General features: G+C 64.3%; 31 protein-coding genes. 16 read left to right on the top strand and 15 right to left on the bottom strand.

The window, feature by feature from the left end; all coding sequences use genetic code 11:
* Nucleotides 1-20: 20 nt before the first annotated feature.
* The 4 genes from IEV75_RS09570 to IEV75_RS09555 all read right to left on the bottom strand — a co-directional run bounded on the left by IEV75_RS09570 (nucleotide 21) and on the right by IEV75_RS09555 (nucleotide 2587).
* On the bottom strand, nucleotides 21-1616 hold the full coding sequence (locus IEV75_RS09570; RefSeq protein WP_188452348.1) for a lysine--tRNA ligase: 1596 nt from the start codon (nucleotides 1614-1616) through the stop codon (nucleotides 21-23).
* A gap of 79 nt (nucleotides 1617-1695) precedes the next feature.
* Nucleotides 1696-1899 (bottom strand): helix-turn-helix transcriptional regulator, encoded by a 204-nt coding sequence (locus IEV75_RS09565; RefSeq protein ID WP_188452347.1) that lies wholly within the window; start codon nucleotides 1897-1899, stop codon nucleotides 1696-1698.
* Nucleotides 1896-2312 carry a hypothetical protein gene (locus tag IEV75_RS09560; RefSeq protein WP_188452346.1) on the bottom strand — a complete coding sequence of 139 codons (417 nt, stop codon included), beginning with the start codon at nucleotides 2310-2312 and terminating at the stop codon, nucleotides 1896-1898. The genes IEV75_RS09565 and IEV75_RS09560 overlap by 4 nt, the downstream gene beginning before the upstream one ends.
* 8 nt (nucleotides 2313-2320) lie before the next feature.
* On the bottom strand, nucleotides 2321-2587 hold the full coding sequence (locus tag IEV75_RS09555) for a hypothetical protein (RefSeq protein ID WP_188452345.1): 267 nt from the start codon (nucleotides 2585-2587) through the stop codon (nucleotides 2321-2323).
* 154 nt (nucleotides 2588-2741) lie between these two features.
* On the opposite strand from IEV75_RS09555, the gene IEV75_RS09550 reads away from it, so the two are divergent.
* Nucleotides 2742-3008: a type II toxin-antitoxin system ParD family antitoxin gene (locus IEV75_RS09550; RefSeq protein ID WP_188452344.1), complete on the top strand. Its 267-nt coding sequence runs from the start codon at nucleotides 2742-2744 to the stop codon at nucleotides 3006-3008.
* A complete protein-coding gene (locus tag IEV75_RS09545) occupies nucleotides 3005-3292 on the top strand; it encodes a type II toxin-antitoxin system RelE/ParE family toxin (RefSeq protein ID WP_188452343.1) in 288 nt (95 codons plus the stop codon). The genes IEV75_RS09550 and IEV75_RS09545 overlap by 4 nt, the downstream gene beginning before the upstream one ends.
* A gap of 93 nt (nucleotides 3293-3385) precedes the next feature.
* Here the strand turns inward: IEV75_RS09545 and IEV75_RS09540 are convergent, their stop codons facing one another.
* Nucleotides 3386-4021: a peroxiredoxin gene (locus IEV75_RS09540; protein ID WP_188452342.1), complete on the bottom strand. Its 636-nt coding sequence runs from the start codon at nucleotides 4019-4021 to the stop codon at nucleotides 3386-3388.
* A gap of 120 nt (nucleotides 4022-4141) precedes the next feature.
* Here IEV75_RS09540 and IEV75_RS09535 point away from each other — a divergent pair, with 120 nt between their 5' ends.
* Both IEV75_RS09535 and IEV75_RS09530 read left to right on the top strand, forming a co-directional pair.
* Nucleotides 4142-4630, top strand: a complete 489-nt coding sequence (locus IEV75_RS09535; RefSeq protein WP_188452341.1) for a SixA phosphatase family protein — start codon at nucleotides 4142-4144, stop codon at nucleotides 4628-4630.
* 70 nt (nucleotides 4631-4700) lie between these two features.
* On the top strand, nucleotides 4701-6353 hold the full coding sequence (locus IEV75_RS09530; protein WP_188452340.1) for a glycosyltransferase: 1653 nt from the start codon (nucleotides 4701-4703) through the stop codon (nucleotides 6351-6353).
* Between the two features lie 24 nt (nucleotides 6354-6377).
* Here the strand turns inward: IEV75_RS09530 and IEV75_RS09525 are convergent, their stop codons facing one another.
* Genes IEV75_RS09525 through IEV75_RS09515 form a run of 3 tightly spaced genes read right to left on the bottom strand, consistent with a single transcriptional unit; the run spans nucleotide 6378 to nucleotide 8175 of the window.
* On the bottom strand, nucleotides 6378-7019 hold the full coding sequence (locus tag IEV75_RS09525; RefSeq protein WP_188452339.1) for a YqaA family protein: 642 nt from the start codon (nucleotides 7017-7019) through the stop codon (nucleotides 6378-6380).
* Nucleotides 7020-7072: 53 nt separating this feature from the next.
* Nucleotides 7073-7843 (bottom strand): flagellar type III secretion system pore protein FliP, encoded by a 771-nt coding sequence (fliP, locus tag IEV75_RS09520; protein WP_188452338.1) that lies wholly within the window; start codon nucleotides 7841-7843, stop codon nucleotides 7073-7075.
* Complete coding sequence (locus tag IEV75_RS09515) at nucleotides 7843-8175, bottom strand: flagellar biosynthetic protein FliO (protein WP_188452337.1); 333 nt, start codon at nucleotides 8173-8175, stop codon at nucleotides 7843-7845. The genes fliP and IEV75_RS09515 overlap by 1 nt, the downstream gene beginning before the upstream one ends.
* Nucleotides 8176-8351: 176 nt before the next feature.
* Between IEV75_RS09515 and flgB the strand changes: the two genes are divergently transcribed.
* The 3 genes from flgB to fliE are packed head-to-tail and all read left to right on the top strand — an operon-like array spanning nucleotide 8352 to nucleotide 9540.
* Entirely contained in the window at nucleotides 8352-8771 is a 420-nt protein-coding gene (gene flgB / locus IEV75_RS09510; protein WP_188452336.1) for a flagellar basal body rod protein FlgB, read from the top strand.
* Nucleotides 8772-8792: 21 nt separating this feature from the next.
* Nucleotides 8793-9209, top strand: coding sequence for a flagellar basal body rod protein FlgC (flgC, locus tag IEV75_RS09505; RefSeq protein WP_188452335.1), 417 nt, complete (start codon nucleotides 8793-8795; stop codon nucleotides 9207-9209).
* Nucleotides 9210-9228: 19 nt separating this feature from the next.
* Complete coding sequence (gene fliE, locus IEV75_RS09500; RefSeq protein WP_188452334.1) at nucleotides 9229-9540, top strand: flagellar hook-basal body complex protein FliE; 312 nt, start codon at nucleotides 9229-9231, stop codon at nucleotides 9538-9540.
* A gap of 20 nt (nucleotides 9541-9560) precedes the next feature.
* Here the strand turns inward: fliE and IEV75_RS09495 are convergent, their stop codons facing one another.
* The 5 genes from IEV75_RS09495 to IEV75_RS09475 form a co-directional block, all read right to left on the bottom strand.
* Nucleotides 9561-12842: a tetratricopeptide repeat protein gene (locus IEV75_RS09495; RefSeq protein WP_188452333.1), complete on the bottom strand. Its 3282-nt coding sequence runs from the start codon at nucleotides 12840-12842 to the stop codon at nucleotides 9561-9563.
* On the bottom strand, nucleotides 12823-13509 hold the full coding sequence (locus IEV75_RS09490; protein WP_188452332.1) for a MotE family protein: 687 nt from the start codon (nucleotides 13507-13509) through the stop codon (nucleotides 12823-12825). The genes IEV75_RS09495 and IEV75_RS09490 overlap by 20 nt, the downstream gene beginning before the upstream one ends.
* A gap of 14 nt (nucleotides 13510-13523) precedes the next feature.
* On the bottom strand, nucleotides 13524-13922 hold the full coding sequence (locus IEV75_RS09485) for a DUF6468 domain-containing protein (RefSeq protein WP_188452331.1): 399 nt from the start codon (nucleotides 13920-13922) through the stop codon (nucleotides 13524-13526).
* Nucleotides 13919-14953, bottom strand: coding sequence for a flagellar motor switch protein FliM (gene fliM, locus IEV75_RS09480; protein ID WP_373290527.1), 1035 nt, complete (start codon nucleotides 14951-14953; stop codon nucleotides 13919-13921). The genes IEV75_RS09485 and fliM overlap by 4 nt, the downstream gene beginning before the upstream one ends.
* Nucleotides 14954-15107: 154 nt before the next feature.
* Nucleotides 15108-15656 carry a flagellar basal body-associated FliL family protein gene (locus IEV75_RS09475; protein WP_188452329.1) on the bottom strand — a complete coding sequence of 183 codons (549 nt, stop codon included), beginning with the start codon at nucleotides 15654-15656 and terminating at the stop codon, nucleotides 15108-15110.
* Between the two features lie 186 nt (nucleotides 15657-15842).
* On the opposite strand from IEV75_RS09475, the gene flgF reads away from it, so the two are divergent.
* The 6 genes from flgF to IEV75_RS09445 all read left to right on the top strand — a co-directional run bounded on the left by flgF (nucleotide 15843) and on the right by IEV75_RS09445 (nucleotide 20167).
* Nucleotides 15843-16670, top strand: coding sequence for a flagellar basal-body rod protein FlgF (gene flgF, locus IEV75_RS09470; RefSeq protein ID WP_233351817.1), 828 nt, complete (start codon nucleotides 15843-15845; stop codon nucleotides 16668-16670).
* 25 nt (nucleotides 16671-16695) lie between these two features.
* Nucleotides 16696-17481: a flagellar basal-body rod protein FlgG gene (gene flgG, locus IEV75_RS09465; RefSeq protein ID WP_188452328.1), complete on the top strand. Its 786-nt coding sequence runs from the start codon at nucleotides 16696-16698 to the stop codon at nucleotides 17479-17481.
* Between the two features lie 14 nt (nucleotides 17482-17495).
* On the top strand, nucleotides 17496-18434 hold the full coding sequence (gene flgA, locus IEV75_RS09460; RefSeq protein ID WP_188452327.1) for a flagellar basal body P-ring formation chaperone FlgA: 939 nt from the start codon (nucleotides 17496-17498) through the stop codon (nucleotides 18432-18434).
* 32 nt (nucleotides 18435-18466) lie between these two features.
* Nucleotides 18467-19270: a flagellar basal body L-ring protein FlgH gene (flgH, locus tag IEV75_RS09455; RefSeq protein WP_188452326.1), complete on the top strand. Its 804-nt coding sequence runs from the start codon at nucleotides 18467-18469 to the stop codon at nucleotides 19268-19270.
* A 74-nt stretch (nucleotides 19271-19344) separates the two neighbouring features.
* Nucleotides 19345-19788 carry a hypothetical protein gene (locus tag IEV75_RS09450; RefSeq protein WP_188452325.1) on the top strand — a complete coding sequence of 148 codons (444 nt, stop codon included), beginning with the start codon at nucleotides 19345-19347 and terminating at the stop codon, nucleotides 19786-19788.
* The gene (locus tag IEV75_RS09445; protein ID WP_188452324.1) at nucleotides 19772-20167 is read left to right on the top strand and encodes a hypothetical protein; all 396 of its coding nucleotides are present in this window, start codon (nucleotides 19772-19774) and stop codon (nucleotides 20165-20167) included. Before IEV75_RS09450 ends, IEV75_RS09445 begins: the two co-directional genes overlap by 17 nt.
* A gap of 3 nt (nucleotides 20168-20170) precedes the next feature.
* Here the strand turns inward: IEV75_RS09445 and dksA are convergent, their stop codons facing one another.
* On the bottom strand, nucleotides 20171-20602 hold the full coding sequence (gene dksA, locus IEV75_RS09440) for an RNA polymerase-binding protein DksA (RefSeq protein WP_188452323.1): 432 nt from the start codon (nucleotides 20600-20602) through the stop codon (nucleotides 20171-20173).
* A gap of 159 nt (nucleotides 20603-20761) precedes the next feature.
* Nucleotides 20762-21184, bottom strand: coding sequence for a flagellar assembly protein FliX (locus IEV75_RS09435; protein ID WP_188452322.1), 423 nt, complete (start codon nucleotides 21182-21184; stop codon nucleotides 20762-20764).
* A gap of 237 nt (nucleotides 21185-21421) precedes the next feature.
* On the opposite strand from IEV75_RS09435, the gene IEV75_RS09430 reads away from it, so the two are divergent.
* From IEV75_RS09430 to IEV75_RS09420, 3 genes are read left to right on the top strand one after another with little or no spacing between them, the layout of a single operon-like run.
* Nucleotides 21422-22522, top strand: a complete 1101-nt coding sequence (locus IEV75_RS09430; RefSeq protein ID WP_188452321.1) for a flagellar basal body P-ring protein FlgI — start codon at nucleotides 21422-21424, stop codon at nucleotides 22520-22522.
* Nucleotides 22522-22848 (top strand): rod-binding protein, encoded by a 327-nt coding sequence (locus IEV75_RS09425; protein WP_188452320.1) that lies wholly within the window; start codon nucleotides 22522-22524, stop codon nucleotides 22846-22848. The genes IEV75_RS09430 and IEV75_RS09425 overlap by 1 nt, the downstream gene beginning before the upstream one ends.
* Complete coding sequence (locus tag IEV75_RS09420; RefSeq protein ID WP_188452319.1) at nucleotides 22845-23285, top strand: flagellar basal-body protein FlbY; 441 nt, start codon at nucleotides 22845-22847, stop codon at nucleotides 23283-23285. The genes IEV75_RS09425 and IEV75_RS09420 overlap by 4 nt, the downstream gene beginning before the upstream one ends.
* Nucleotides 23286-23287 lie beyond the last annotated feature (2 nt).

Here is a 23287-nt window from a genome sequence, read left to right as displayed (position 1 = left end):
GCAAGTTGAAGGCCCGCCGCCTAGCCCTGGCTCAGATCCTCGCCTGCAAGGGCGCGCCGGATGAGGGCAATCGTGCGCGGCAGGCCGTAGATCGCGGCGAACCCGCCAAAGCGCGGGCCTTGCGATTGCCCCAGCAGCACCTCGTAGAGCGCCTGGAACCAGTCACGCAGCTGCTCAAAGCCTGCATCCTTGCCGGCGGAATAAACCTCCGTCTGGATCAGCTCGGCGTCACGCTCACCCGGCGACAGAGCGCCCAGGCGCGCGAGCAGGCCTTCGAGGCCCGCCCGCTCCTGATCCGACGGTGCGCGATAGGTTTTGGCAGGCTTCACGAAATCCTCGTAATAGCGAACCGCGTAGTCAGCCAGCCGGTCGAGGAAAGGTTCGCTTGCCGGGCTGGTGCCGGGCGCATAGCGGCCGATAAAGCCCCACAGTGTCTCCTTGCTCGACGCATTGGCCGCCGAAACGAGATTGAGCATCAGCGCGAACGAGATGTCCGCGCCCGGCGCTGGCGGATTGCCCGAATGGATGTGCCAGACCGGGTTCTCGATGCGCTGGGCCGGCTCCTGCCCCTGATAGGCGGCAAGATGCTGGCGATACTCGTCCACGGCTTTGGGAATGACGTCGAAATAGAGCCGCTTGGCCGTCTTGGGCTTCTGGAACATGTAGAGCGACAGGCTCTCGGCCGGCGCATAGCGCAGCCAGTCCTCCACAGCTATCCCGTTGCCCTTGGTCTTGGAGATTTTCTCGCCCACCTGATCGAGGAAGAGCTCGTAGCAAAACTGCACCGGCGGCTCGGCGCCGATAATGCGGCAAATGCGCGAATAGATGGCGCCATTGACCTGGTGGTCCTTGCCATACATCTCGAAATCCACGCCCAGCGCCGCCCAGCGCGCGCCGAAATCCGGCTTCCATTGCAGCTTGGTGTTGCCGCCCGTGACCGGCAGGGTCAGCTCCTCGCCGTCCTCGTCATCGAAGGTAATCGTGCCTGCATCTGCATCGATGGCTCTCATCGGCACGTAGAGCACGCGCCCCGTCTTGGGGCTGATCGGCAGGAAGGGGCTGTAGGTGGCGCGGCGCTCCTCACCGAGAGTGGGAAGCATCACCTTCATGATGTCGTCATAGCGTTGAAGCGCGGTGAGCAGCATCTGGTCATACGCGCCCGAACGATAAAGCTCGGTCGCGGACAGAAACTCGTACTCAAACCCGAACCCGTCCAGAAACGCGCGCAGGCGGGCATTATTGTGGTGGCCAAAGCTCTCATGGGTACCGAACGGATCCGGCACATCGGTCAGCGGGCGCTGCAGATGCGCTTCGAGGCTCTGCGGGTTGGGGACATTCCCCGGCACCTTGCGCATCCCGTCCATATCGTCGGAGACGCAGATCAGCCGGGTCGGGATTTTGCCGTCCGTGAGCGCTTCAAACGCATGGCGGACCATGGTGGTGCGCACCACCTCGCCGAACGTGCCGATATGGGGAAGGCCGGACGGGCCATAGCCGGTCTCGAAGACCACGGGCTTTGTACTGTCGCCACGCTTTTCCACGCGTTTGAGGAGTTCCCGCGCGAGCTCGAACGGCCAGGCTTTGGCGTTGGCGGCAAGGGCGGAATACTCACTCATGGGGCGGGCGTCCTGTCTGTCGTTGAAGGATGGGCTGGCAGGTAGACCTCGCAAGCGCACCCGTCAATGAGCGGGGGCGTCAGGCGGCCTCGTGGCCATCATCAAAAATCGCTTCGATAGGCTGGCCGAACAGGCGTGCGATCTTGAACGCCAGAGGCAAGGACGGGTCGTACTTGCCATTCTCCAGCGAGATCACGGTCTGGCGCGACACATCCAGCTGCTCGGCCAGATGCGCCTGACTCCAGCCGCGCTCCCCGCGCAATTCCTTCAGCCGGTTATTCATGAGTAGCGCTGCCCAAGCAGAAACAGTGAGATGTAGTATCCAAGCGTCGCCATCACGACCGACATGACCGGCTCGAAGACTGGCGCGCCTACCAGAACCGTTGCCACACCCCACAGGAACATAACTGTCACGGCCAGACAGCCGCCAATGGCCCAGGCGAGAATGTGAATGCGCTGCTGCAGCTCATCGAGAGCCCGGATGAGGATGACAATCTCGTACGTCGCACCCGCCACAAAGACGATACTTATCGCCAGCATGGCTATATTCAGGCTGTGTGTGCCGGCACCGCCACCGAGCGCGTAATACCCGGCGAACAGCGCCAGCAGGGCGGCCAGCATGGCCATGGTTCGCCAGATATAGCGGCGGCGGGCGGCAGGCGGAGCGGAGTAGGTTTCCGGTACGAGATTGATCATGGCATCCTTCAGGCCTGATGCGCCTCACCACGCTTCCGGGCGCCAGTAAACAGGCGTACCAGCCAGTGGCGGTTGGCAAAAGCTGTCCAGCCCAGAACGAACATGGTCAGCCAGAAAAGCGCCTCGGTCGCCAGTGCCGCTGCAATCAGCGCAACCACAAAGACCGCCCGCGGCGCGTCCAAAAAATACGCGGCTCCCGCACCCGTCCACGCCAGCAATGTTGCCGAACCTGCCAGCACAATCAGACCGATGCGAAGTTTCTTTGAGAAAGTCATATCCTGCTCCCTTTGTAAAGCGTGCTTTACGATGTAGCGTCAAGCTCGCTTTACGTCAAGGGCGCTTTACAAAAATTTTCAGGGAACGCAGGAGCTGGCATTTTAAGCCGTTTATGATAATAGTTATCATAAGTTTGAGGTGATGGAGACACCCATGCCCAGCAGCTACGCCCTTGGCGGACATTTCGAAAGCCTGATGGACGAGCTGATCGCATCCGGCCGCTACAACTCGAAGAGTGAGATCATCCGGGACGGGCTGCGCCTGCTCGAAGATCGCGAAGCGCTGCGGCAGGCGCGGCTTGAAGCCTTACGCACGGCCATAGCAGAAGGCGCCAATAGCGGCCCCGGCATTGACGCGGATGCGGTGTTTGACCGGTTGGAAGCGAAGTACCGCGCGATGGCGCAAGGCGCTGCAGAGTGAGTTTGCGCTTTTCGCCCGCAGCGGAACGCGATCTGGAAGAGATTGCTGACTATATTGCGCAGGACAATCCGAGGCGGGCGCTGAGCTTCATCGCAGAGCTTCGGCAGACAGCGGCGGACATTAAATCCAATCCCCTCGCTTGGCCAGAACGGTCCGATCTTCTGCCCGGCTTGCGGATGCGGCCGTTCGGGCAATACTTGGTCTTTTACAGGACGGATCAGAACAGCGTTCGGATTGAACGGATACTCCACGCCAGCCGGGATATTGGTGGCGGCAACGTTTAAGAGCCGTCAGCTCCACCGATGGCTGGATCAGATAAGCGAAAGCCGGGCCCCTTCCGGAGCCCGGCATTTCCGGCATTCCTGCGATGAATGCGCCTATTTGTTCGGTTGCGGGGTGATACGCAGGTACGGCTTCACCTTCTTGTAGCCCTTGGGGAAAAGCTTGTCGGCGTCTTCATCCGACAGGCTCGGCACCACGATCACATCCTCGCCATCAGTCCAGTTCACGGGCGTTGCCACCTTGTAGCCATCGGTCAGCTGCAGCGAGTCGATCAGGCGCAGCACCTCATTGAAATTGCGCCCCGCGCTGGGCGGATAGGTGAAGGTGGCGCGGATTTTCTTGTTCGGATCGATCACATAGACCGCCCGCACGGTGACCTTGGGGTCGGCCTTGGGGTGGATCATCGAGTAGAGGCCGGAGACCTCCTTGTTGACGTCCGCAATGATCGGGAAGTTCATCGCCGTGCCTTGCGTCTCCTCGATATCCTTGATCCAGGCCTTGTGCTGGTCGAGCGGATCGACCGAGAGCGCGATGGCCTTGGCGTTCCTCTTGGCAAACTCGTCCTTCAGCTTCGCGGTAAAGCCGAGCTCTGTCGTGCACACCGGCGTGAAATCGGCCGGGTGGGAGAAAAACACCACCCATTTGTCGCCGATCCAGTCATGGAAACGGATCGGGCCTTCGGTGGTGTCGGCGGTGAAGTCAGGGGCGGTATCGCCAAGGAGGAGGGACATGGTTTGCAGGCTCCGTTTGTCGGCTGTCAGGGTGATATGCGCTTTACTTAGGGAGCGGGCTCGGGCGATGTAAGGTCATCGCGCCTCCACCCCTCCTTCAGATTCACTGGCGGACCCACTATGCCCAGCCTGATCATCATGCGCCATGCCAAAGCCGTCGACCGGATGCAGGCCGAGGACGATTTTGATCGCGGCCTGACCCCGCGCGGGCACGCGGACGCCGCCCGCGCCGCAGACGCTATGAAGAGCGCGGGGCTGAAGGCTGAACTGGCACTGGTCTCGCCCGCCCGGCGCACGCGCGAAACCTTCAAGGCGCTGAGCTCCGTCTTCCCCGATGCGGCAATCGAAGACCCGATGGCGCTCTACCACGCCTCCCAGGAAATGCTTGAGCGCGCTGTCACCGAGGCGCTGGAAAGTGGCGCAGACGCCATCGTGATGGTCGGGCATAATCCCGGCATAGGCGAATTTGCACACGCCCTGGCTGCGCGCGCCGATGCCATGGAGGGCGTGCCCTATGGCTGGCCGACGAGCGCCGCCATCGCCTTTGATCTGGCCGATGACAGCCTGATGCGGCCTTCGCGCACCTTTCTCTTCAATCCGAAAGCGTGATTCGAAACGATTCGCCCTAAACGTTAATTTGCATTAACCATATCCGCCTTTCCGCAGGGAAGGGGCGGTTATGGGGCAGTTTTCCGGGCAGAGGATGCGCCGCGCGCCGGTGGCGGCAGAGCCTGTATCGGGTTCGTTCAAGGCTACGCGCAGCCAGGCGCAAGCCCATCGCGCGGCCTTTGGGCTTGCAGATGAAAACCCTGCCGCCAGCGCAGCCCATCCGCTGGGCGTGCCTCATACCCTTTGGGCCGGACCTGCCGGATTTATCCTCGTGCTGGAGCTGGTGAGTCCCGGCCTCGGCCTTACATGTCTCGGCATGCTGGCGGCCATCCTGTTTCTGGGTATGGCGGGCCTGCGTTTTGCCGCAGCAGTGCTGCCTGCCTGCGCCAGCCCGCGCCGCACGCTGTTCTCCCACGCCCTGCCGTCGGTAACGATCATTGCGGCGCTTCATGACGAGGCGCCCGTGGTTGCCGGCCTGGTGCAGCATCTGGCGCAGATGGATTATCCGCGTGACCGGATGGATGTCGCGCTGGTTATCGAAGCCGATGACTGGGACACGTTGCGCGCTGCCCACACGGCCGCAAAAGCCAATGCCGGGCGCCTTCCGGTCCGGGTGATGGCCGTGCCGCCGGTAGGGCCGCGTACCAAGCCCAAGGCTCTCAATTTCGCGCTACAGCGCACCACCGGAGACCTTGTTGCGGTCTATGACGCAGAAGACGCCCCTGCCCCGCAGCAATTGCGTGCCGCGGCCGAGGCCTTTGCCGCCGACCCGGCGATGGGCTGCGTTCAGGCTCCTCTCGGATGGTACAACCGGTCGGAGAACTGGCTGACGCGCCTGTTCGCGCTGGAGTATGCGGCACAATTCCACGTCATGCTCCCGCTCTTCCTGAGGATGGGATGGCCGCTGCCGCTGGGCGGCACCAGCAATGTGTTCGCGCGCGATGCTCTGGTAGCTTGCGGAGGCTGGGATTCCCACAATGTGACCGAGGATGCCGATCTGGGCTTCCGGCTGGCGCGCCATGGCTGGAAGACCGGGATGATCGACCACGGCACGCTGGAGGAAGCGCCTGTCAGTCGCCAGGCCTGGATTGCCCAGCGCAGCCGGTGGCTGAAAGGCCACGCGATCAGCTGGTGCGTGCATATGCGCCATCCCGGCGGCCTGGTTACCGAGAGCGGCCTTGGCGCAATGGCATCCCTGCAGGCATCGCTGGGCATGAACGTGCTGAGCGCGCTCATGCACGGACCGGCCGCTCTGTTCGTGATGTGGGTGGTTGCCAGCCATCTCGCCGCCGGGCAGCTGCCCTGGATCATAGTGCCGGTGCTGACCGGTTATGGCGCAGCGATCCTGGCCGCCGCCCGAGGCGCCCGCCGCGCCGGGTTCAGGCCGCGCGCCACCGATCTGGCAATGCTTCCGGTCTACTGGCTGTTGCAGACACCTGCGGCCATCCGGGGCTTGCGCGAGATCGCCAGCCAACCCTATGTGTGGGCGAAGACTGCACACGGCGTCACCGCCCAGCACAGGATGACCCCTGATGAGCCTCACCCTCACGCTCATCCTGATGATGGCGGCGCTCGCCCTGTTCGCGTTCAGCGCATGGCGCAGCGGCCGGCCCTCAGACCCGGTACGCGGCCCAAGGCTGATTCCCTGGACCCTCATATGCATCGCCCTGGCCGTTTTCATGCTGCTCTTGCTGGCCCATCTGCTCAGCTTTGCGGGCATTGAAACCGGGCAGCGCGTGCGGACCTTCTAGAAAGACAGTGCGATCAGCCAGATAAACAGCGCGGCGAAAAGGCAGATGACCAGCCATCGTCCCCAGCGCGGCAGCCATAGCCATCCGGCCACAATCTGGTCCCCCACCGCATAGAGCACCAGCCCCATCGCGAAATAGCGCAGCCCCCGCCCCAGCGTGATCGCAAGCGCAAACCAGACCCCGCCTACACCGGCCAGCCCTGCCGCGAGACTGGTCAGCTGCACGGGAACAGGGGTCAGCATGGCGGCAAAGACCGCCACCGCGCCGCCGGTCTCGATACGCGCGCGCACCTCGGCAAGGCGCGCCGCCGCATCGCTGTCATCGACGACCATGGGCGCAATGGCCTCGAAAGCCAGCCGCGCCAGGACAAACACCAGCAACCCGCCAAGAACAGACCCCAGAGCGGCAGCTGCCGCCGCCGGAAACACGTGGCGCCGCCCGCGCAGCATCTGCGCGGCCAGCGGCAGGGCGACTGGCCACGGAAAAACCGTCGAATCGATGAAAGAGCCGATAAACAGCGCCGGCACGGCCCACTTGCCCCGCGCCGCGCGTATCAGACGCAGCCGGAACAGGCGTATCGCGCGGGACGCGCCCCTGCGGCGCGGTCTGGATGCTGAACGGGGTTCGGGCGTACTCATCACCGGCTGGTCTTACCCGCTAATGACCGCCCGGCAATAGCGGCCATACGCCGCTACCCGCCCGGCACGCCGGTCTGGAAACTTTCCACCAGCGAGCCGGTAACGAGACGCCAGCCATCCACCAGCACGAAGAATATCAGCTTGAAGGGCAGCGAGATGATCACCGGCGGCAGCATCATCATCCCCATCGACATCAATATGGAGGCGACCACCAGATCGATAATCAGGAAGGGGATGAACAGGAGGAAGCCGATCTCGAAGGCGCGGCGCAGTTCGGAGATCATGAAGGCCGGCGCAACGACATGCAGGGGCGTGGCCTCGGGCGTTTCCACCTCGACCTGCGCTATGTCGAAGAACAGCGCCAGATCGTCCTCGCGGGTATGGGCCAGCATGAACATCTTCACCGGCGAGGTGGTGCGCTCGAAGGCTTCTTCGGTCTCAATTTGGCCGTCCAGATAGGGCTGGATGCCCTCGCCATAGGCTTGTGTGAACACAGGCGCCATGATGAAGGCGGTCAGGAACAGGGCGAGCGAAACCAGCACCGCATTGGGCGGGCTTTGCTGCAGGCCGACCGCGGTGCGCAGCAGGGACAGCACCACGATGATGCGTACAAAGCTGGTCGTCATGATGAGGATGGACGGCGCCAGTGACAGCACCGTCAACAGGATGACGAGCTGGATCACCCGCTCGGTCAGCCCATCCTCTTCACCCACATCGATACTGACCGATTGCGCCTCGGCCATGCCGCCAAACGCCAGCCCGGCCAGCAGCAGTCCAAGCGCGAGGCTCCAGAAAAGCGCTGATCTGGAACGCAACCACGCCATCAGGACTGACCCTCCGGCGCAGTTTCATCGCCCGTATCCGGCTCCACCGGTTCAAAGCGGGGCGGCGCCGGGCGGCGGTCGAGGACCGTCTCGCCGGCCAGGCCCAGCAGGATCACATGCTCCTCATCGTCCACACGCACCAGCACCACCCGGCGGCGCGGATCAAGCATCAGGGTGGAGGCCACTTCCATACGGCGCGGGGCGCCTGCACGCTGAACATTGGGGAGGAAATGGGCAAGCCCTGCCCAGCGTGCCAGCAGCGCCAGCCCGCCAAGCAGGCCGAGAACCAGCAGGAGTCCGGCGAAATACTGGAATAAGTTCACGGTATCCATGGGCGGCGCTCCCCGGCGGAAGGCGCCTGTCCCCTCGGCACCCATCCGTTTTTGCAGACTTCAACCGCTAGCGGGAGTCGCGCCTTTGGTTAAGCCACTCTTAACCGCATCAGCATGAAGGTGGGAATGGAGCCTTGCGCGCCAGAATGGCTGCGCCCAAAAGGGAAGCGAAACGCATGCGTCCGGATGACATTCCTGTCCTTGGCATACTGCGCCAGGCGCTCGGCTATCATTCCGACCGCCAGCGCGTGATTGCCGAGAACGTCGCCAACGCCAATACGCCCGGCTATGTGCCTGATGATATTCCGCAAAGCGAATTCGAGCGCGCCCTGTCAGGGGCGCAGACCACCCGCCGCGTCACGTTGAACGCGACCGAATCGGGCCACATTCAGGGGCGGGTCAATTCCGGCGGATCGGGCGCGTGGCGGGCCATGGCAGCGCCGGACAGTGAAACCACGATCAACGGCAATGCGGTCGTACTCGAAGAGCAGATGGTGCGCTCGGGCGAGAACCGCATGCGCTTTGAAACCGCTCTCGGCCTCTATCAGAAGAGCCTGTCGCTCATCCGCATGGCAGCCCGCGGGCCGGGCGCGTAAGGCAAGAGGTAGACGAAAGCCATGTCCAACAACGCATCAGATACCTTGCAGATCGCGGCGGCGGGCCTTCGCGCCCAGTCCGCGCGCATGCGTATCATCGCAGAGAACCTCGCCAACGCGTCATCCACCGGGCGCACGCCCGACGAAGATCCCTATCAGCGCCAGATGCCGGTTTTCCGCGCCGAGCTGGACCGGGTCACCGGCGCCCATCTGGTGCGCATGACCGACGTGCGCGCAGACGAATCGGAGTTCCGTATGGTCTATGAGCCGGGCCACCCGGCCGCCAACGGCGAGGGCTATGTGCGCTACCCCAATGTCTCCAGCCTTATCGAGCTGATGGATATGCGCGAGGCACAGCGCTCCTACGAGGCAAACATGAACATGGTGGAGGGTACGCGGCGCATGATGGAGCGCACGCTGGACCTTCTGCGCCGCTAGAAAAGTCGGAGACTAGACGATGGATCTCGCAGCCATCCGTGCCTATGCACAGGCCGCCCGCCAGGTAGCCGACCCGAATGCCGCCAGCGCCGCGGGTGCAGGCAATCCGGTGGCGGGCGGATTTGGCGAGCTTGTGACCAACGCTCTTAACGAGACGCAGGCCGTCATGCAGGCCTCCGAGACACTGACCGCGCAGAATGCCGCCGGCCAGGCCGAGCTGGTGGATGTCGTAACCGCCATGGCGGCAGCCGAGGTTCAGCTGGAAACCGTCATCGCGGTGCGTGATCAGGTGATCCGGGCGTATCAGGAAATTCTGCGCATGCCGATCTAGGGCATGGCGTCCCTCAAGCCTCAGGACGGGCCCTGCCCCTCGCCCGCTTCGAAGCGGCGCGCAAATCCGGCCAGAAACGCATCCATGGTTCCCCGGCTCGCCAGACCGGAGACAAGCTCGGTCAGGCGCCGGTCGCCCGGCGCGGGCAGCTCGGTCGTGACCAGGCTGAACCCGCCGCGATGGCGCGTGACCGCCATGGCATCGCCATAGCGGGCCGCAATCCGTTCCAGAGAGCCACTGTCTCCGGCAAGCGCATAGGCAATAGCCGCGCGCATCACGTCGCGCGATTCCGTGTCGTTCAGTGGCGCATCCTCGCGCCAGCGTGCGCCCAGCACCGCTTCCAGCCCGCGCGCTGCATTGGCCCAGTCGCGCTGTTCCCACGCGATATCGGCCCTGAGGCGCCGCGCCTGCGGACTGTCATCATCACCAATCATTTCAAGGGCATGATCGGCGCGGCCGATGCCTGCCATAGCCCGCGCTTCCAGAAGGCGGCGCTCTGTAACCAGGGACGATGCCAGTCCGGTCACCCGCGTTGCCCGCAAGGTGCGCAGCGCTTCCTCGTGGCGCCGCCCCATCAGATAGATCACGGCGAGATCGGACGCGATGGCAGCGCGCGCCTGGGCGGGCATGGAGCGGTTGTCGACCTGATGCTGGAGCAGCTGGGCTGCCGGATCAAGCAGATCAACGGCCACCAGCCGCTCGGCCACGCGCCGCACCATCCGGTCACCATCAGCTCCTTGCGGGGTCAGTGATGCATATTCGTTGAACAGGGATAGCGCTTCCAGAGGCGACATGCGTGCGGCCTCATCCTCAAGGAAAAGCCTGCGGAAAAGGGCGTCCATGTCACTTGCGATGGCCCGGGCCGCCGTACTGCCCGGCTGGCGCAAGCGGGCCTGGCTCATCACATCGAGCGCATCGCCATAGCGTCCTGCCTCGGCGTAAAGCTCACCCAGCTGGCGGGCGGCCTCCAGCTCTGTATCATCGCCGCGCCAGCGCAAGGCGATACTGGCGAGCGTGTCAGCCGCCTGCGTGGGCGCTATCTGGCCCCCCTCAAGCTCAAGGCGCACCTGATTGAGCAGCGAAACCGCCTGGATTGGCAGCCACGGATCGTCCGCCAGAGCCGCGAACCGCCGGATCGCCTCATCATCACGCCCCGACAGGGCAGCCACCCGCGCGGCGGCAAACTCGGCTTCGGCCCGCGCCTGCGGATCTGTGACCTCCGGGTCCATGCCCTCGAGCACACGCAAGGCGGCACCGACATCGCCGGTCTCGGCCGCTGCCCGGGCATGGGCCGCCTGCACACGCGCGCGCCAGAGCGGATCGAGGAAATAACTCGTGCCGTCCGCCGCATCAAAGCGCCGGCGGGCCTCGGCCCAGTCAGAGCGGCGCGCGGCGACCAGCCCGCGCCAGGGTTGCGCTGCCTCGTCTTCATTAAGCGCAGAGCCTGATAGCAATACTTCGGCGCGGGCCAGCCGCCCCATCATCAACATGGCAATGCCGTTGACCACGCGCAGCTCCGCGCTGTCGCCAAGTTCGCCATCAGCCTGCGCCGCCAGACGGGCAGCACTCAGGGCTTCGGGCGCGAGCTCCCACGCCAGATAGAAGCGGGCGAGGCCAAGCAGGTCTTGCGGTTCGCCGCCAGAAGCGCGTTGCAGCGCGCGGGTAAGGCCAGCCTGATAATCATCCCCGCCGCGCCAGGCCACAAGGTCGGCAAAGCCCGGTGAGGTTGGCATCACCGCACTGGCCAGCGAAGCCGGGCCGCCAGAGCGCGACAGCGCCATACCGCCCGGCCGGCTCAGCTCCGCGCCGCCGTCGCGCAAGACAAGCTCAAGATCATCGGCCAGCGGCTGAACCGCAACGCCGTGCACAGACGGCAAGATATTCGCCTCCACCATCCGGTAGGGAAGAAGCACACCGCTCTTGGCCCCATCGGCTGTCAGCACCAGAAGACTGTCGCCCAGCACGGGATCATCCACCCTGACGACCGAGCGCGCCCCCTCCTGACCGATCCGCAGACGCGCAGGCTGGCCGGGCGGCGTCTCGCGCATCAGCACGACCGGACGCGGCGGCTGGTCTACACTGTCGCGCAGCCCCACCGTCCATGTGGCACCGGCGGCAACCGGATCGGGCAGGGTCGCCTCGGGCGAGTCGATACGCAGCGCGGTATGGTCATCGCCAGCCACTATCTGATACCCGTGCACATGGCGGCGCGGTGCCTCGGCTAGCTCTGACAGGTCAAGCTCTGCAGCCGCGTCAAAGACCAGCCAAACTGCATCGGAGCGCCGGAAGACTGCAAGGCCTGGCAGGTGCGCCCACTCAAAGTGCAACAGCGCATCATTGCCGCTGCGCGTCAGCCGGACCCGGACAATGCCGCTTTCGGGTACAGGATCGGGCCTTGCCTCGGCTTCAACCGAGGCCTCCGGCACGGGCTCGGCCGGCGCGGGTTCAGCCGCGTCCCCGTCCGTCAGACCGGCAAGCGCCGCCAGCATGGCGTCCGGCGAGACATGGCCCTCGGGCAGCACGTCCAGCACGATGCGCCGGCCCTCCTCATCGTCCCAGGCACGCGCGGTGGCCCCGCCCTCGGGCACAAGGGTGACCGTCAGGCGGCCGTCTTCATTCGTGGCACGCAATGTCTCTATCAGGCGCGGCGGACTGGCCGTCAGGGCGCGCATGTCCACCTCGCCTGGCGCATCAAACCGCAGCACGGCGCGGCGATTACCGCTTTCCAGCGCGTAGCCCGTGCGCGACGGCCACAGGAACTCGATGCGGGTGTATTCCGCCGCTTCGCCGGACCGCACGGCCACACTGGCAGGGGGCGGTGGAATATTGGCCGCTGCTGCCCGCTCGGCAGCGGCAAGTGCCTCGGCGCGGCGGTTTTGCTCAAACTCGGACACGACGGGCGCGGGCGCTGCTGCGCCGGGCGGCGTCAGGTCAATGGCGATGACATTGTGCGAAACGCTGACATGCGGCTCGGCCTGGCGGTTCAGGGCGACACGCAAGGCCCGCCCATCCTCGTCCAGGCGGGCCATCGCGGCCAGTCCGCCTGTCTGGGCAGGGATGGAGACGGCGTCAAAATAGACCGGCGCGGAAAAGCGCGCGACCAGCACCGCACCGGCCGCAATTTCTGCCTCTGCAGACAGTTCGCCGCCCATGGATTCAGGATAGGTGATGACCAGGCGCGTGCTGGCGGTACTCCGCTCGACAACAACGCTGCCGGTCACCTGCGCCCAGGCAGCAGGGGTCAGCCCCGCAAGGAGCAACGCCACCGCAAGGATGGCGAGCCTAGCTGTCCCGGCCGGCAAGGCGGGCCTCCACCTCGGTCTGGGTCTCCGGCGGATTGGCGCGCGCGCGCAGCCGCAAGGTCAGCTCGGCGGCAAAACCGGGATCCATCTCCGCCAGGATCGCCGCATAGCGCCGGGCCTGATCGCGCTGCAGGGATTCCGCCAGCAGAACCAGCGTGTCCTCGTCCATGCGCGACATGATGGCAGCCGCGTTTTCCGGTTCCAGCTGGGCATAGACCGAGACGATCTCGCCAACGCGGCGCTCGCGCTCGGTTTCCAGCGTACCCAGAAGCGTTTCAAGGCTGGTCTCCAGCGCTTCCATGCGGGCGATACGCGCCTCTATGCGCTGCTCGGCCACTTCCAGCAGGGCCGCGCGGGTATCCAGCTCCTCCTCGCGCATATCCAGCTCGACGCGCCGGTTTTCCACCAGCTCGCAAAGCTGGAACTGGGAGCGCGTCACATTGAACTCATCGGGTTCCGGCTCGAGGGCGGGTGCTGGCGTTACCGCTGCACGGGCAGGCACGCTGGCCTCCTCAACCGTCTCCGCCGGAGGCACCAGAACCTGCGGTTCACCCTCATCCTGCGCGCCCAGAAGCGCCACAGCGCTATCGGCAAGCGATACCGATTTCAGCGCGAACATCGCGGCCAGCAGAATGGCGATAACGGCGAGGGGACGAAGGCCGGGCATGGGACAATCCTCTCCTAGCGCAACGTCTTGAGATGCTCGCGCTCACGCGGGCTATGCATGCCTTCACGTTCACGGGGCAGCTCGCTGGCCGGTTGCGGGCGGCGGGCGCGCTCGAACCGCTCAAGACGCGTCTCGCCAGCACTGGTCAGAAGGCGTAGCTCATCTGCGAGAGCCCGCGCTTCGCGTGTGCGCTGGTCAAGAGCCTCTCCGGTTTCCTTCGACGCGCGGTCGAGCGAAGCCAGGCCCGCGCGTGCCCGGTCAACGGCGTCGTTGAGCGCGGCCACTGTCTCCTTCAGCCCGTCCTGCCCGTCGCGCAGGGCCTTCAGGCGCCGGTCCACGCGCCAGCACATGATGGCAGCGCCCACAAGAAGAACCCCGATCAGGGCTTCAAACAGAAAGGCCGCCATGCTCATGAGAACCTCGTCAGGGTGCGCCGTGCGGCGGGGGTTAGCGGAGCGTCCAGCCGGACAGCGACATTATGGTTCAGTCGGCCCATCCGTCCGCGCGTCAGAGGAATGGTGCCGCAACGCAGCTCCACCGGGCTGTCCGGTCCGGCATCCAGCATGATCGTGTCACCAACTTTCAGCCTCATGATCTCGCCCAGTGGCCGCTGCAACTCGTCAACAACGGCATGAACCTCCATCTGCGTGGACCACAGCTCGGTGGCGAGGTGGCTTTCCCAGATATTGTCCCGCCCGAATTTCTCTCCCATGAACTGCTGGAGAAGCATTTTGCGGATGGGCTCAAGCGTCGCATAGGGCAGAAGAAGCTCGATTCGCCCTCCCCGGTCCTCCATATCAATGCGCAGCTTGACAAGGATCGCCGCATTGGCAGGCCGGGCGATGGCGGCAAAGCGCGGATTGGTCTCCACCCGGTCGAGGGTGAAGTCCACTTCCGTCAGCGGCGCAAAGGCCTGCTTGGCATCGGCCAGCACCACTTCGATCATGCGCTGGACCAGCGTACGCTCGATCGTGGTGTAGGGCCGGCCTTCAATACGCATGGCGCTGGTGCCGCGCCGCCCGCCCAGCAGCACGTCCACCACCGAGTAGATGAGGTTGGAATCAACCGTCAGCAGGCCGTAATTGTCCAGCTGCTGCGCGCGGAACACCGACAGGATGGCAGGCAGCGGGATGGAGTTCAGATAGTCGCCAAACCGGATGGAGGAAATATTGTCGAGGCTGACCTCCACGTTGTCGGAGGTGAAATTGCGCAAGGAGGTCGTCATCAGCCGCACCAGGCGGTCAAAGACGATCTCAAGCATGGGCAGGCGCTCATAGGAGACCAGCGCGGAATTGATGATCGCGCGGATACCGGAACGCTCGGCACCGTCCTCGTCGGAGACGGAAAAGCCCAGAAGGCTGTCGATCTCGTCCTGGTTGAGGATACGCTCCGGGCCTTGCGCGCCCTGCTGGGGCAGGAAGGTCTCCCCATCGGCGCCAACCATCGCCTCCCATTCGGACGCAAGCGCGTCAGAGCCGGCCGCATCAAAGTCCGGCTGGTCGGCGCTGGCGGCCGCTTCCCATTCGGCGGCAAGAGCTTCCTGATCTACATCACTCATGGGGCAATCCGGTCTTCATCTCGGGTCGAAAGCGCCGTCATCACGACTGGCTTATCAGGATTTCTGTGAGCAGCACGCGGTCCACCTGGGCTGGCGCAATCGCCAGATTGGTCCGGCGCAGCAGTTCCAGCCTCAAGCGGTGCTGCCCGGCAGACCCGGCCAGATCGTCAGGGGTCAGCTCGCGCAAGAAGCCCTGATACTGGTCCAGAATGCGCTGCATTCCGGCCTGCAGGGCGGGCTCAACGGCCGGGTCACTGAACTCGAAGCTCACCTTCAGCGTCAGGATGGGGCGCACACTGCCTGACCCCGAAATCTGCACCACCAGCGGCTCTTCAATCTCGAAGCTGTGGATCTCCGGCCCGGCCTCGGCCAGCGCCTGCTCGGCCGCCTCCGCTTCGGCTATAGCTGCCTCGTCCTCACCGCCACCGCCAAACAGGAACAGCCCGCCTGCGACGAGCGCGAGAATGAGGATGACAGCCGGCAGGCCGATGAACAGCGCCAGCTTCTTGATATCAGGCTTGGACTTGCCTTCGCCTTCGGCATTTTCGCCTTCGGCGCCGTCTTCGTTTTCGTCGTTCTCTTCGGCCATGATGATCCCGCCAGATCGTACTGATTCATGCTTCAGCAAGGATTAGGGGGCGTCCCGGTTAACGATCCGTTGGGAAAGTCTCCCGATAGGCAGTTTTTTCCGCATCAAGCTGCATTGCCTGCCGGGCCGGCAGGCCGCAAGCGGCGAGCGAAAACGCCAACATATTGTAATTAATAGACATTAACCATGGCACGCCCTTTGCGATGGCTGTGCCTGCGTGGCTGGCAAAAGTCCGGCCGCACGCCACACACGGCCAGAAAGGGCGAGGAGGGCGCGATGGACAACATGATGATGATAGGTCTGAGCCAGCAGCAGACGCTGCGCCGGGCCATGGACATCACTGCCAACAATATCGCGAACGTCTCCACGGCCGGCTTCAAGGCCGAACAGCTCCTCGTGGAGGCAAACCCCTACACCCGCGCCCGGGCGGAAGACGGCCCTGCCCGGCTGAACTATGTTGCCGAATGGGGCATGGGCCGCGATTTCTCCCAAGGCTCGCTCGAGCAGACCGGCCGGCCGCTGGATGTTGCCATTACCGGCGAGGGCTTCTTCACGATCGATACCCCGCAGGGCGAGCGCTTCACGCGCGACGGCCGCTTCGCCATGGATGCCGCCGGCACGCTTGTCACGGCCAATGGCGCCCCTGTTCTGGGTGAAGACGGCGCGCCGATCACGATCGACCCCGATGCAGGACCTGTCATCATCCTTGCCAATGGCGAGGTCAGCCAGAACGGCCTTGCCGCGGGGCGTATAGCCGTCACCCGCTTCGAGGATCAGGGCGTGCTCTCCAAGATCGGCGACAATCTCTACACCGCCCCTGACGATGCAGAGCGTGAACTCGTCCTCGAACCTGTCATCCGCCAGGGCTTCGTCGAAAGCTCCAACGTGCGCCCCATCATGGAGATCACCTCGATGATGGAAGTGTCGCGCGCCTATGCCTCCGTTACCCGCATGCTCCAGCAGGCCGACGAGCTCAGCCGCAAGGCTATCGAGCGTCTTGGCCGGCCCGGCTAGAAACAACCAGTAAGGAACCTGTTCGATGCGCGCACTGTCTACCGCCGCCACCGGAATGGAAGCCCAGCAGCTCAATGTCGAGGTAATCGCCCACAACCTCGCCAACATGAACACGACCGCGTTCAAGCGTCAGCGCGCGGAGTTTCAGGACCTGCTCTACCAGAATCTGGGCCAGGTCGGCGCAGCCAGCTCCGACGCCGGCACGATCGTGCCCACCGGTCTGCAGATCGGTCTCGGGGTCCAGGCTGGCTCGGTTTACCGCATTGGCGATCAGGGAAGCCTTTCCCAGACCGGCAACGAGCTGGATCTGGCGATCTCGGGGCGCGGCTATTTCCGCATCGAACTGCCCAATGGCGGCGAGGCCTACACCCGCGCCGGCAGTTTCTCGCGCAGCCCCGAAGGTCAGCTGGTCACCTCTGACGGCTATCTGGTCATGCCCGGCATTGCGATCCCTGAAGAGGCCCGCCGGGTTGAGGTGAACCAGCAGGGCCAGGTGCAGGTCCAGCTTGATGGTGATGCAGAAGCACAAATTCTCGGCCAGCTGGAACTCATCACCTTCGCCAACGAGGCTGGCCTCGAGGCGGCAGGCGACAATCTCTACCTCGAAACGGCAGCCTCCGGAGCGGCCAATGTCGGCGTACCCGGCCAGCCGGGCTTTGGCATTATCCGCCAGGGTTTCGTGGAAACCTCCAATGTCGATGCGGTCACCGAGATCACGGCGCTGATCCGTGCCCAGCGGGCCTACGAGATGAATGCCCGCGTCATCAGCGCCGCCGACGAAATGCTCGCCGCTTCTGCCAATCTGCGCTGATAGGGGTCTTCAACATGCTGCGCGTTATCGCCACTGCCACCCTCCTCGCCCTTGCCGGTACGGCCTTTGCCTCGGCCCAGCAGAGCGTGTTCCTGCGCGAGCACGTCGTGGTCGAGGGCGCCACCGTCACGCTGGGCGATCTCTTCGACGGCGTGGAAGGCGAAGCCGCGAGCGTGACTCTCGCACGCGCGCCGCAGCCGGGCTCGCGCACCTTTCTGGACCCGGCCTGGGTCAGCCGTCAGGCCAGCCGGAACGGGCTGGAATGGGCGAACGCGACCGGCATTGAACGCGTGGCGGTTGAACGCGCCTCGCAAAGCCTGTCAGCCGGCGAGATCGCCGACATGATTGCCGCGCACATGTACCGGGAAACCGGGCGCAGTCATGAGGTCACGCTCTCCAACCGCCTGCTGTCCATCCACGCGCCGGTCGACGCATCCGGCTCGCCGGAAATCGTCCGTCTGGAGCTGGATGGCCGCACCGGCCCGTTCCGCGCTGATATCCGTACCCATGACGGCGGTGATGCTGTAACCGTCACCGGACGCGCCGACCCCGTGCTGGACGTCCCGGTCCTTGCCCGTCCGATGGCGCGCGGCGAGATCATCGAAGCTGGCGATATCGAATGGGTCCGCATGCGCGCCGACCGCATCCGGGCCGATGCCATCACCAGCGAGACAGCGCTTATCGGTCAGGAAGCCCGCCGTTCCCTGCGTTCAGGCGAGGCGCTTCGCGGCTACGATCTGCGTGAGCCGGCCGCGATAACCCGCGGCGAAACGGTAGCGCTGGTCTTCCAGTCCGGCCCGCTGACACTCACCGCCCGCGCCCGTGCCCTTGAGAACGCCGCGCTGGGTCAGACCACCCGCTTTGTAAACCTGCAATCGAACCGCACCGTCGAAGGTGTGGTCGAGGGACCGGGCCGCGCACGCGTAACCGGCGCCACCAGCAATATCTTTTAGCCGTATCTTCTAACCGCCAGGAGATGACGACCATGCCTCATTCACACCTGACACGCCTTGCCCGCCTTGGCGTCTGTGCGCTGGCCCTGACGGCGATGAGCGCGTGCGCGGTACGTGACCGCGCCAGCTATATCGGCCAGCCGCCGCCCCTGTCGCCGATCTCTGCAGACGCTGCGATACGCGGTGTCGGCATTACCGAACAATACGGCGCGTCCGGCGAGCGCCAGATGGAGGCCCTGCAGGCGGCAATCGCCGCGCGTCAGAACGACTCCGGCAATCTGAACTCGCTCTGGCGGTCCAATTCATCCACCTTTTTTGGTGATCCGCGCGCGGCGCGCGTCGGTGACATTCTCACCGTCAACATCAATATCGCCGACCGTGCCCAGGTGAATAACCAGACCAACCGCTCCCGTGTGACATCCGAAAGCACCGGCATACCCAATTTCTTCGGCGGCGAGGCAGCACTCGGCAATTTCTTCAATGATGCCGTTGACCCGGAAAACCTTGTGAACATGGGGTCCAACAGCTCCACGCGCGGCAATGGCTCGGTCAATCGTTCCGAGACCATCCGCCTGACCGCCGCGGCCATCGTGGTGGACGTGCTGTGGAACGGGAACATGATCGTGCACGGCCGCCAGGAAGTGCGCATCAACAACGAGGTGCGCGAACTTCTCATCTCCGGCATAGTGCGCCCGCAGGACATTGCCTCGGACAACACGATCGACCACACGAAGATTGCCGAAGCCCGCATTTCCTATGGTGGCCGCGGCCACATTTCCGAAATGCAGCGCCCGCCGGTCGGCCAGGAAATCTACAACCTTTTGTGGCCGTTCTAAAGGTCACGCGCTAACGCTTTGCTCATCATTCAGCCCCTAGGATAACGTCCGGGCGCGAGCTCGAAGGGGGCTGAATGACCGGGCGTTTCTCATACATTACACGCATCCTGCAGCCCGAAGGCGTGATGTATGTGCGCGTCTTTGGCGTGAGCCGGCCTGACCTCAGCCGGGACCGCGGCGGCATGTTGCTCGACCGGGTGGCAAAAGGCGGCATCAACGCCGTGATCTTCGATTACCGGCGCATGCTCTACACACACGACACCTTTCAGATCGGCACGCTCGCGGGCCGGGTGGCCAGCCGCCTGCCAGCGGGTTTCCCGGTGGCCTACGTGCTCACCCGGCAGCATGCAGGCTTCGTCGTGACCCTGATGCGCACTCTCACACGCAAGGGCATCATCACCGAGCCCTTCGCGACCCACCGCCCGGCCATTGCTTGGGCACGCCAACAGATCGCCGTGGCCCAGCTGGCCGCCGATGCCCGCCGCGAAGGCCTGAATATCCATGCCCGCAGCGCCTGACAGTCCTGATCTGATCGTCGAGAAGTTCGAGCTTGAAGGCGCAAACGTGTTCTGCGCCCGGCTGATCGGCATCAACCGTGTCAAGGACAGTCTTGCGAACGCCGAGCGCCTGGCTGAGCGCGTAGTCCGCGAAGAGCGAGACGCGATCATTCTCGACTACAGCCAGTGCAAGCTGGAACACAAGCTGGAAGAATTCATGAAGGTGGGAGAGGTTTTCGCCCGCCACATGCCGGTGCACGTGCGCATGAGCTATGTCTACGGCCCATCCAACATGATGCACGCCGCCTACATGACGAAAATGCTGTTCAAGGCGGGCTTTCAGGCACGCGCGTTTGGCAACTGGGACGATGCGGAGCGCTTCGCGCGCGGCATCGCCTGATAATCAGTCGTCGCGGTGCACGCGCTCGGAACGCTCGTGGCGCTCCTGGGCTTCGAGGCTGAGAGTCGCCACCGGCCGGGCATCAAGACGGGCCAGCGAAATCGGCTCGCCTGTCTCGTCGCAATAGCCGTAGGTGTCTTCCTCGATCCGGCGCAGCGCCGACTCGATCTTGGAGATCAGCTTGCGCTGGCGGTCGCGGGCGCGAAGCTCCAGGGAACGATCCGTTTCGGTGGAAGCGCGGTCAGCCAAATCCGGCAGCGCGCCGATATCTTCCTGCAGGGCGTAGAGCGTGGTCTTGCTCTCACGCAGAATCTCGTCTTTCCAGGCAAGCAGCTTGCGGCGGAAATACTCTTTCTGCCGCGGATTCATAAAGTCCTCGTCCTCGCTGGGACGATACCCCTCAGGCAGCTCGATCTTGGATTCAAATGCGCTCATACGACCGCCTCCATGACGCTCACGCCCCTGCCCATGAGCGCGGCGGAGAATATCGGCGCAACTCATCAAGTCAACGACGCATGACCGTTATGGCGCAAGTTTGATGCCAATTCGATTAGATCAAGACTTTCAAGGGGTAGACAGATACCCTTTCGTCATTCAGGCGTCATATTTGGCCAGTTCGACCGCCGCGCGCGTCTCAACTTCGTCCAGCATCGCTTCCAGACGCGGGTCCGATACAGATTCGCGCCGGGCCTTCAGCACGTCCATGAGGCGGACCAGCTTGGAGCGCGGAACACCGCCCTCCAGAAGCGCAATCTTCAGATCGTCGAGCACATCAAGCAGGGTAAAGGCGCGCTGCGTAGCGCGCTGGCGGGCACCTGCCTCGTCATAATCACCCTGCAGCGCCAGCAGCGCCTCGACCGAGCCGACCGATGCAACCGGGCCTGCGCCGGCAACGCTGGACGACGCCGGAGCAGACGGCGGTGAGGCGGGCGCAAAGCTGCCCGAGCCACTGGTGGTGCGGCTGGTACGTTTGGGAGCGCTGGTGCTCTGGGTGCCGCCAGGACCGGTGATCTTCATCGGTCGTGCCTCTTCGACAGGTTGATGGAATGCAAAGTGCTTAAGCTTGCTTAACAGAGCCTTAAACCGCTTCGCCGCCCCGGCAAAATCTTCCCGGCAGCACGCGCCGAGCGCGTGTTTTGCCGTCAGGCTCGCACTGCCGCTTTCATATTTATCAATAAGTTAGAGCAGACCTCATTGGCATGAAATTCGCATGGTTAACGGGCGAACACACCCTCATGCGGAGAACCGCGCGCAATGCTGATCCGGATTTTGATTGCCACCGCCTTGTGTCTGGCGCTTATGGCGCCCGCTCATGCCAATCCGCGCATCAAGGACATCGCCGACATTGAGGGCGTCCGGGACAACCAGCTGGTTGGCTACGGCCTTGTGGTGGGTCTCGACGGTTCTGGCGACACGCTGCGCAATTCTGCCTTTACCCGCCAGTCCCTGAACTCGCTCATGGAGCGCTTCAACGTCAATATCCGCGATGCCGATCTGCGCACCGGGAATGTCGCGGCCGTGCTGGTCACCGCACACCTGCCGCCTTTCGCCACGCAAGGCTCGCGCATGGATGTCACCGTGTCGGCCATGGGCGATGCCAGCAGCCTGCAGGGCGGGGTATTGATCGCCACACCGCTCATGGGCGCGGACGGGCAGGTCTACGCTGTCGCGCAAGGCTCCATCGCGGTTGGCGGGTTTTCCGCCCAGGGCGCGGGCGCCAGCATCACGCGCGGCGTGCCGACGAATGGCCGTATCTCGAATGGCGCGATCATCGAGCGCGAGCTGCGCTTTGACCTCGCCAGCCGAGACGAGATCCGTCTGGCCCTGCGCAATCCGGACTTTACCACAGCGCGGCGCATGGCCGATGCCATCAACGCCTATATCGGCACCGGCACCGCCCATGCCAGCGACCCGGCAACAGTCGTCGTCAGCCGCCCTGCCAGCTTTGCCGGCGACATGGTCAGCCTTGTCGCCGACGTGGAACAGCTGCGCGTTGCTGCCGACATGCGCGCCCGCGTAGTGATCGATGAAAGCACAGGCACCATCGTGATGGGCGAGAATGTGCGCGTGTCCACGGTAGCGATCGCGCAAGGTAATCTCACCATCACGGTCAGCGAGACCCCGATCGCCAGCCAGCCCGGCGCCTTTTCGGAGGGCGAGACGGTCGTGCTGCCACGCACCCAGGTCACCGCCGAGGAGGACGCCATGCAGCTGGGCGTGCTTCAGGGAACGGTCTCCTTGCGCGAGCTGGTCGACGGGCTCAACGCGCTGGGCGTCTCTCCGCGCGACATGATCACCATTCTCCAGACCATCAAGGCAGCCGGTGCGCTGCAGGCCGAGATCGAGGTGCTGTGATGGATGATATCCTGGCCAGCCAGGTCCAGAACGCCTTCCGGACCCGCGAGCCCGCCCTGCCCGGCGCAGGCAATGTAACCAATGCCGAACAGGCGCGCCGCGTCGCCGAGGAATTCGAGGCGGTATTCCTTGCCCAGCTGATGGAACAGATGATGGGCGAGACCACGCAGAGCGAGATGTTCGGCGGCGGTCCCGGCGAAAGCGCCTTCCGGGGCATGCTCAATGAGGAGTACGCCAAGGTGATGGCGCGCGCAGGGGGTATTGGCCTCGCCGATGATCTGGCCCGCGAAATCCTGCGCATGCAGGAGGGAGCTGAGCGTTCATGAGTGAACTGGCAGCGAAAACTCCCGCTGAACGCGCCGCCGCGTTGATACGCCTGACCGCGCGTCTGACCCAGCTGTTCGACACCGAAACCGTGCATTTCGAGGCCCGCCAGCCGCACAAGGCCTTCGACCTGCAGGACGAAAAGATGCAGCTGGCCAATATCTACCGGCGCGAGACGCAGCTCGCCGCTGCCGACCCGGAACGGCTGGCAGGGCTGGAGCCATCCGTGAAGGCGTCCTTGCGGGCAAATGTCGAAAAGCTGGACGCTGCCGTGCAGCGCAATGGTGTCGTCGTCGAGGCGCTTAAGGACATTACCGAAGGGCTGGTCAAGTCTATCGCCGACGAGGCCGTCCGCCAGAAGGCGCAGAGTGCAGGCTATGGCCCGCAATCGGCCCGCTCGACACAGATCGGTGCGATCGCGGTCAATCAGAGCGCCTGAAC

This window comes from Glycocaulis albus (genome assembly GCF_014639075.1).
Classification (GTDB): Bacteria; Pseudomonadota; Alphaproteobacteria; order Caulobacterales; family Maricaulaceae; genus Glycocaulis; species Glycocaulis albus.
Note: the sequence above shows the minus strand (reverse complement) of the source record. Positions and strands in the feature narration are given on the sequence as shown.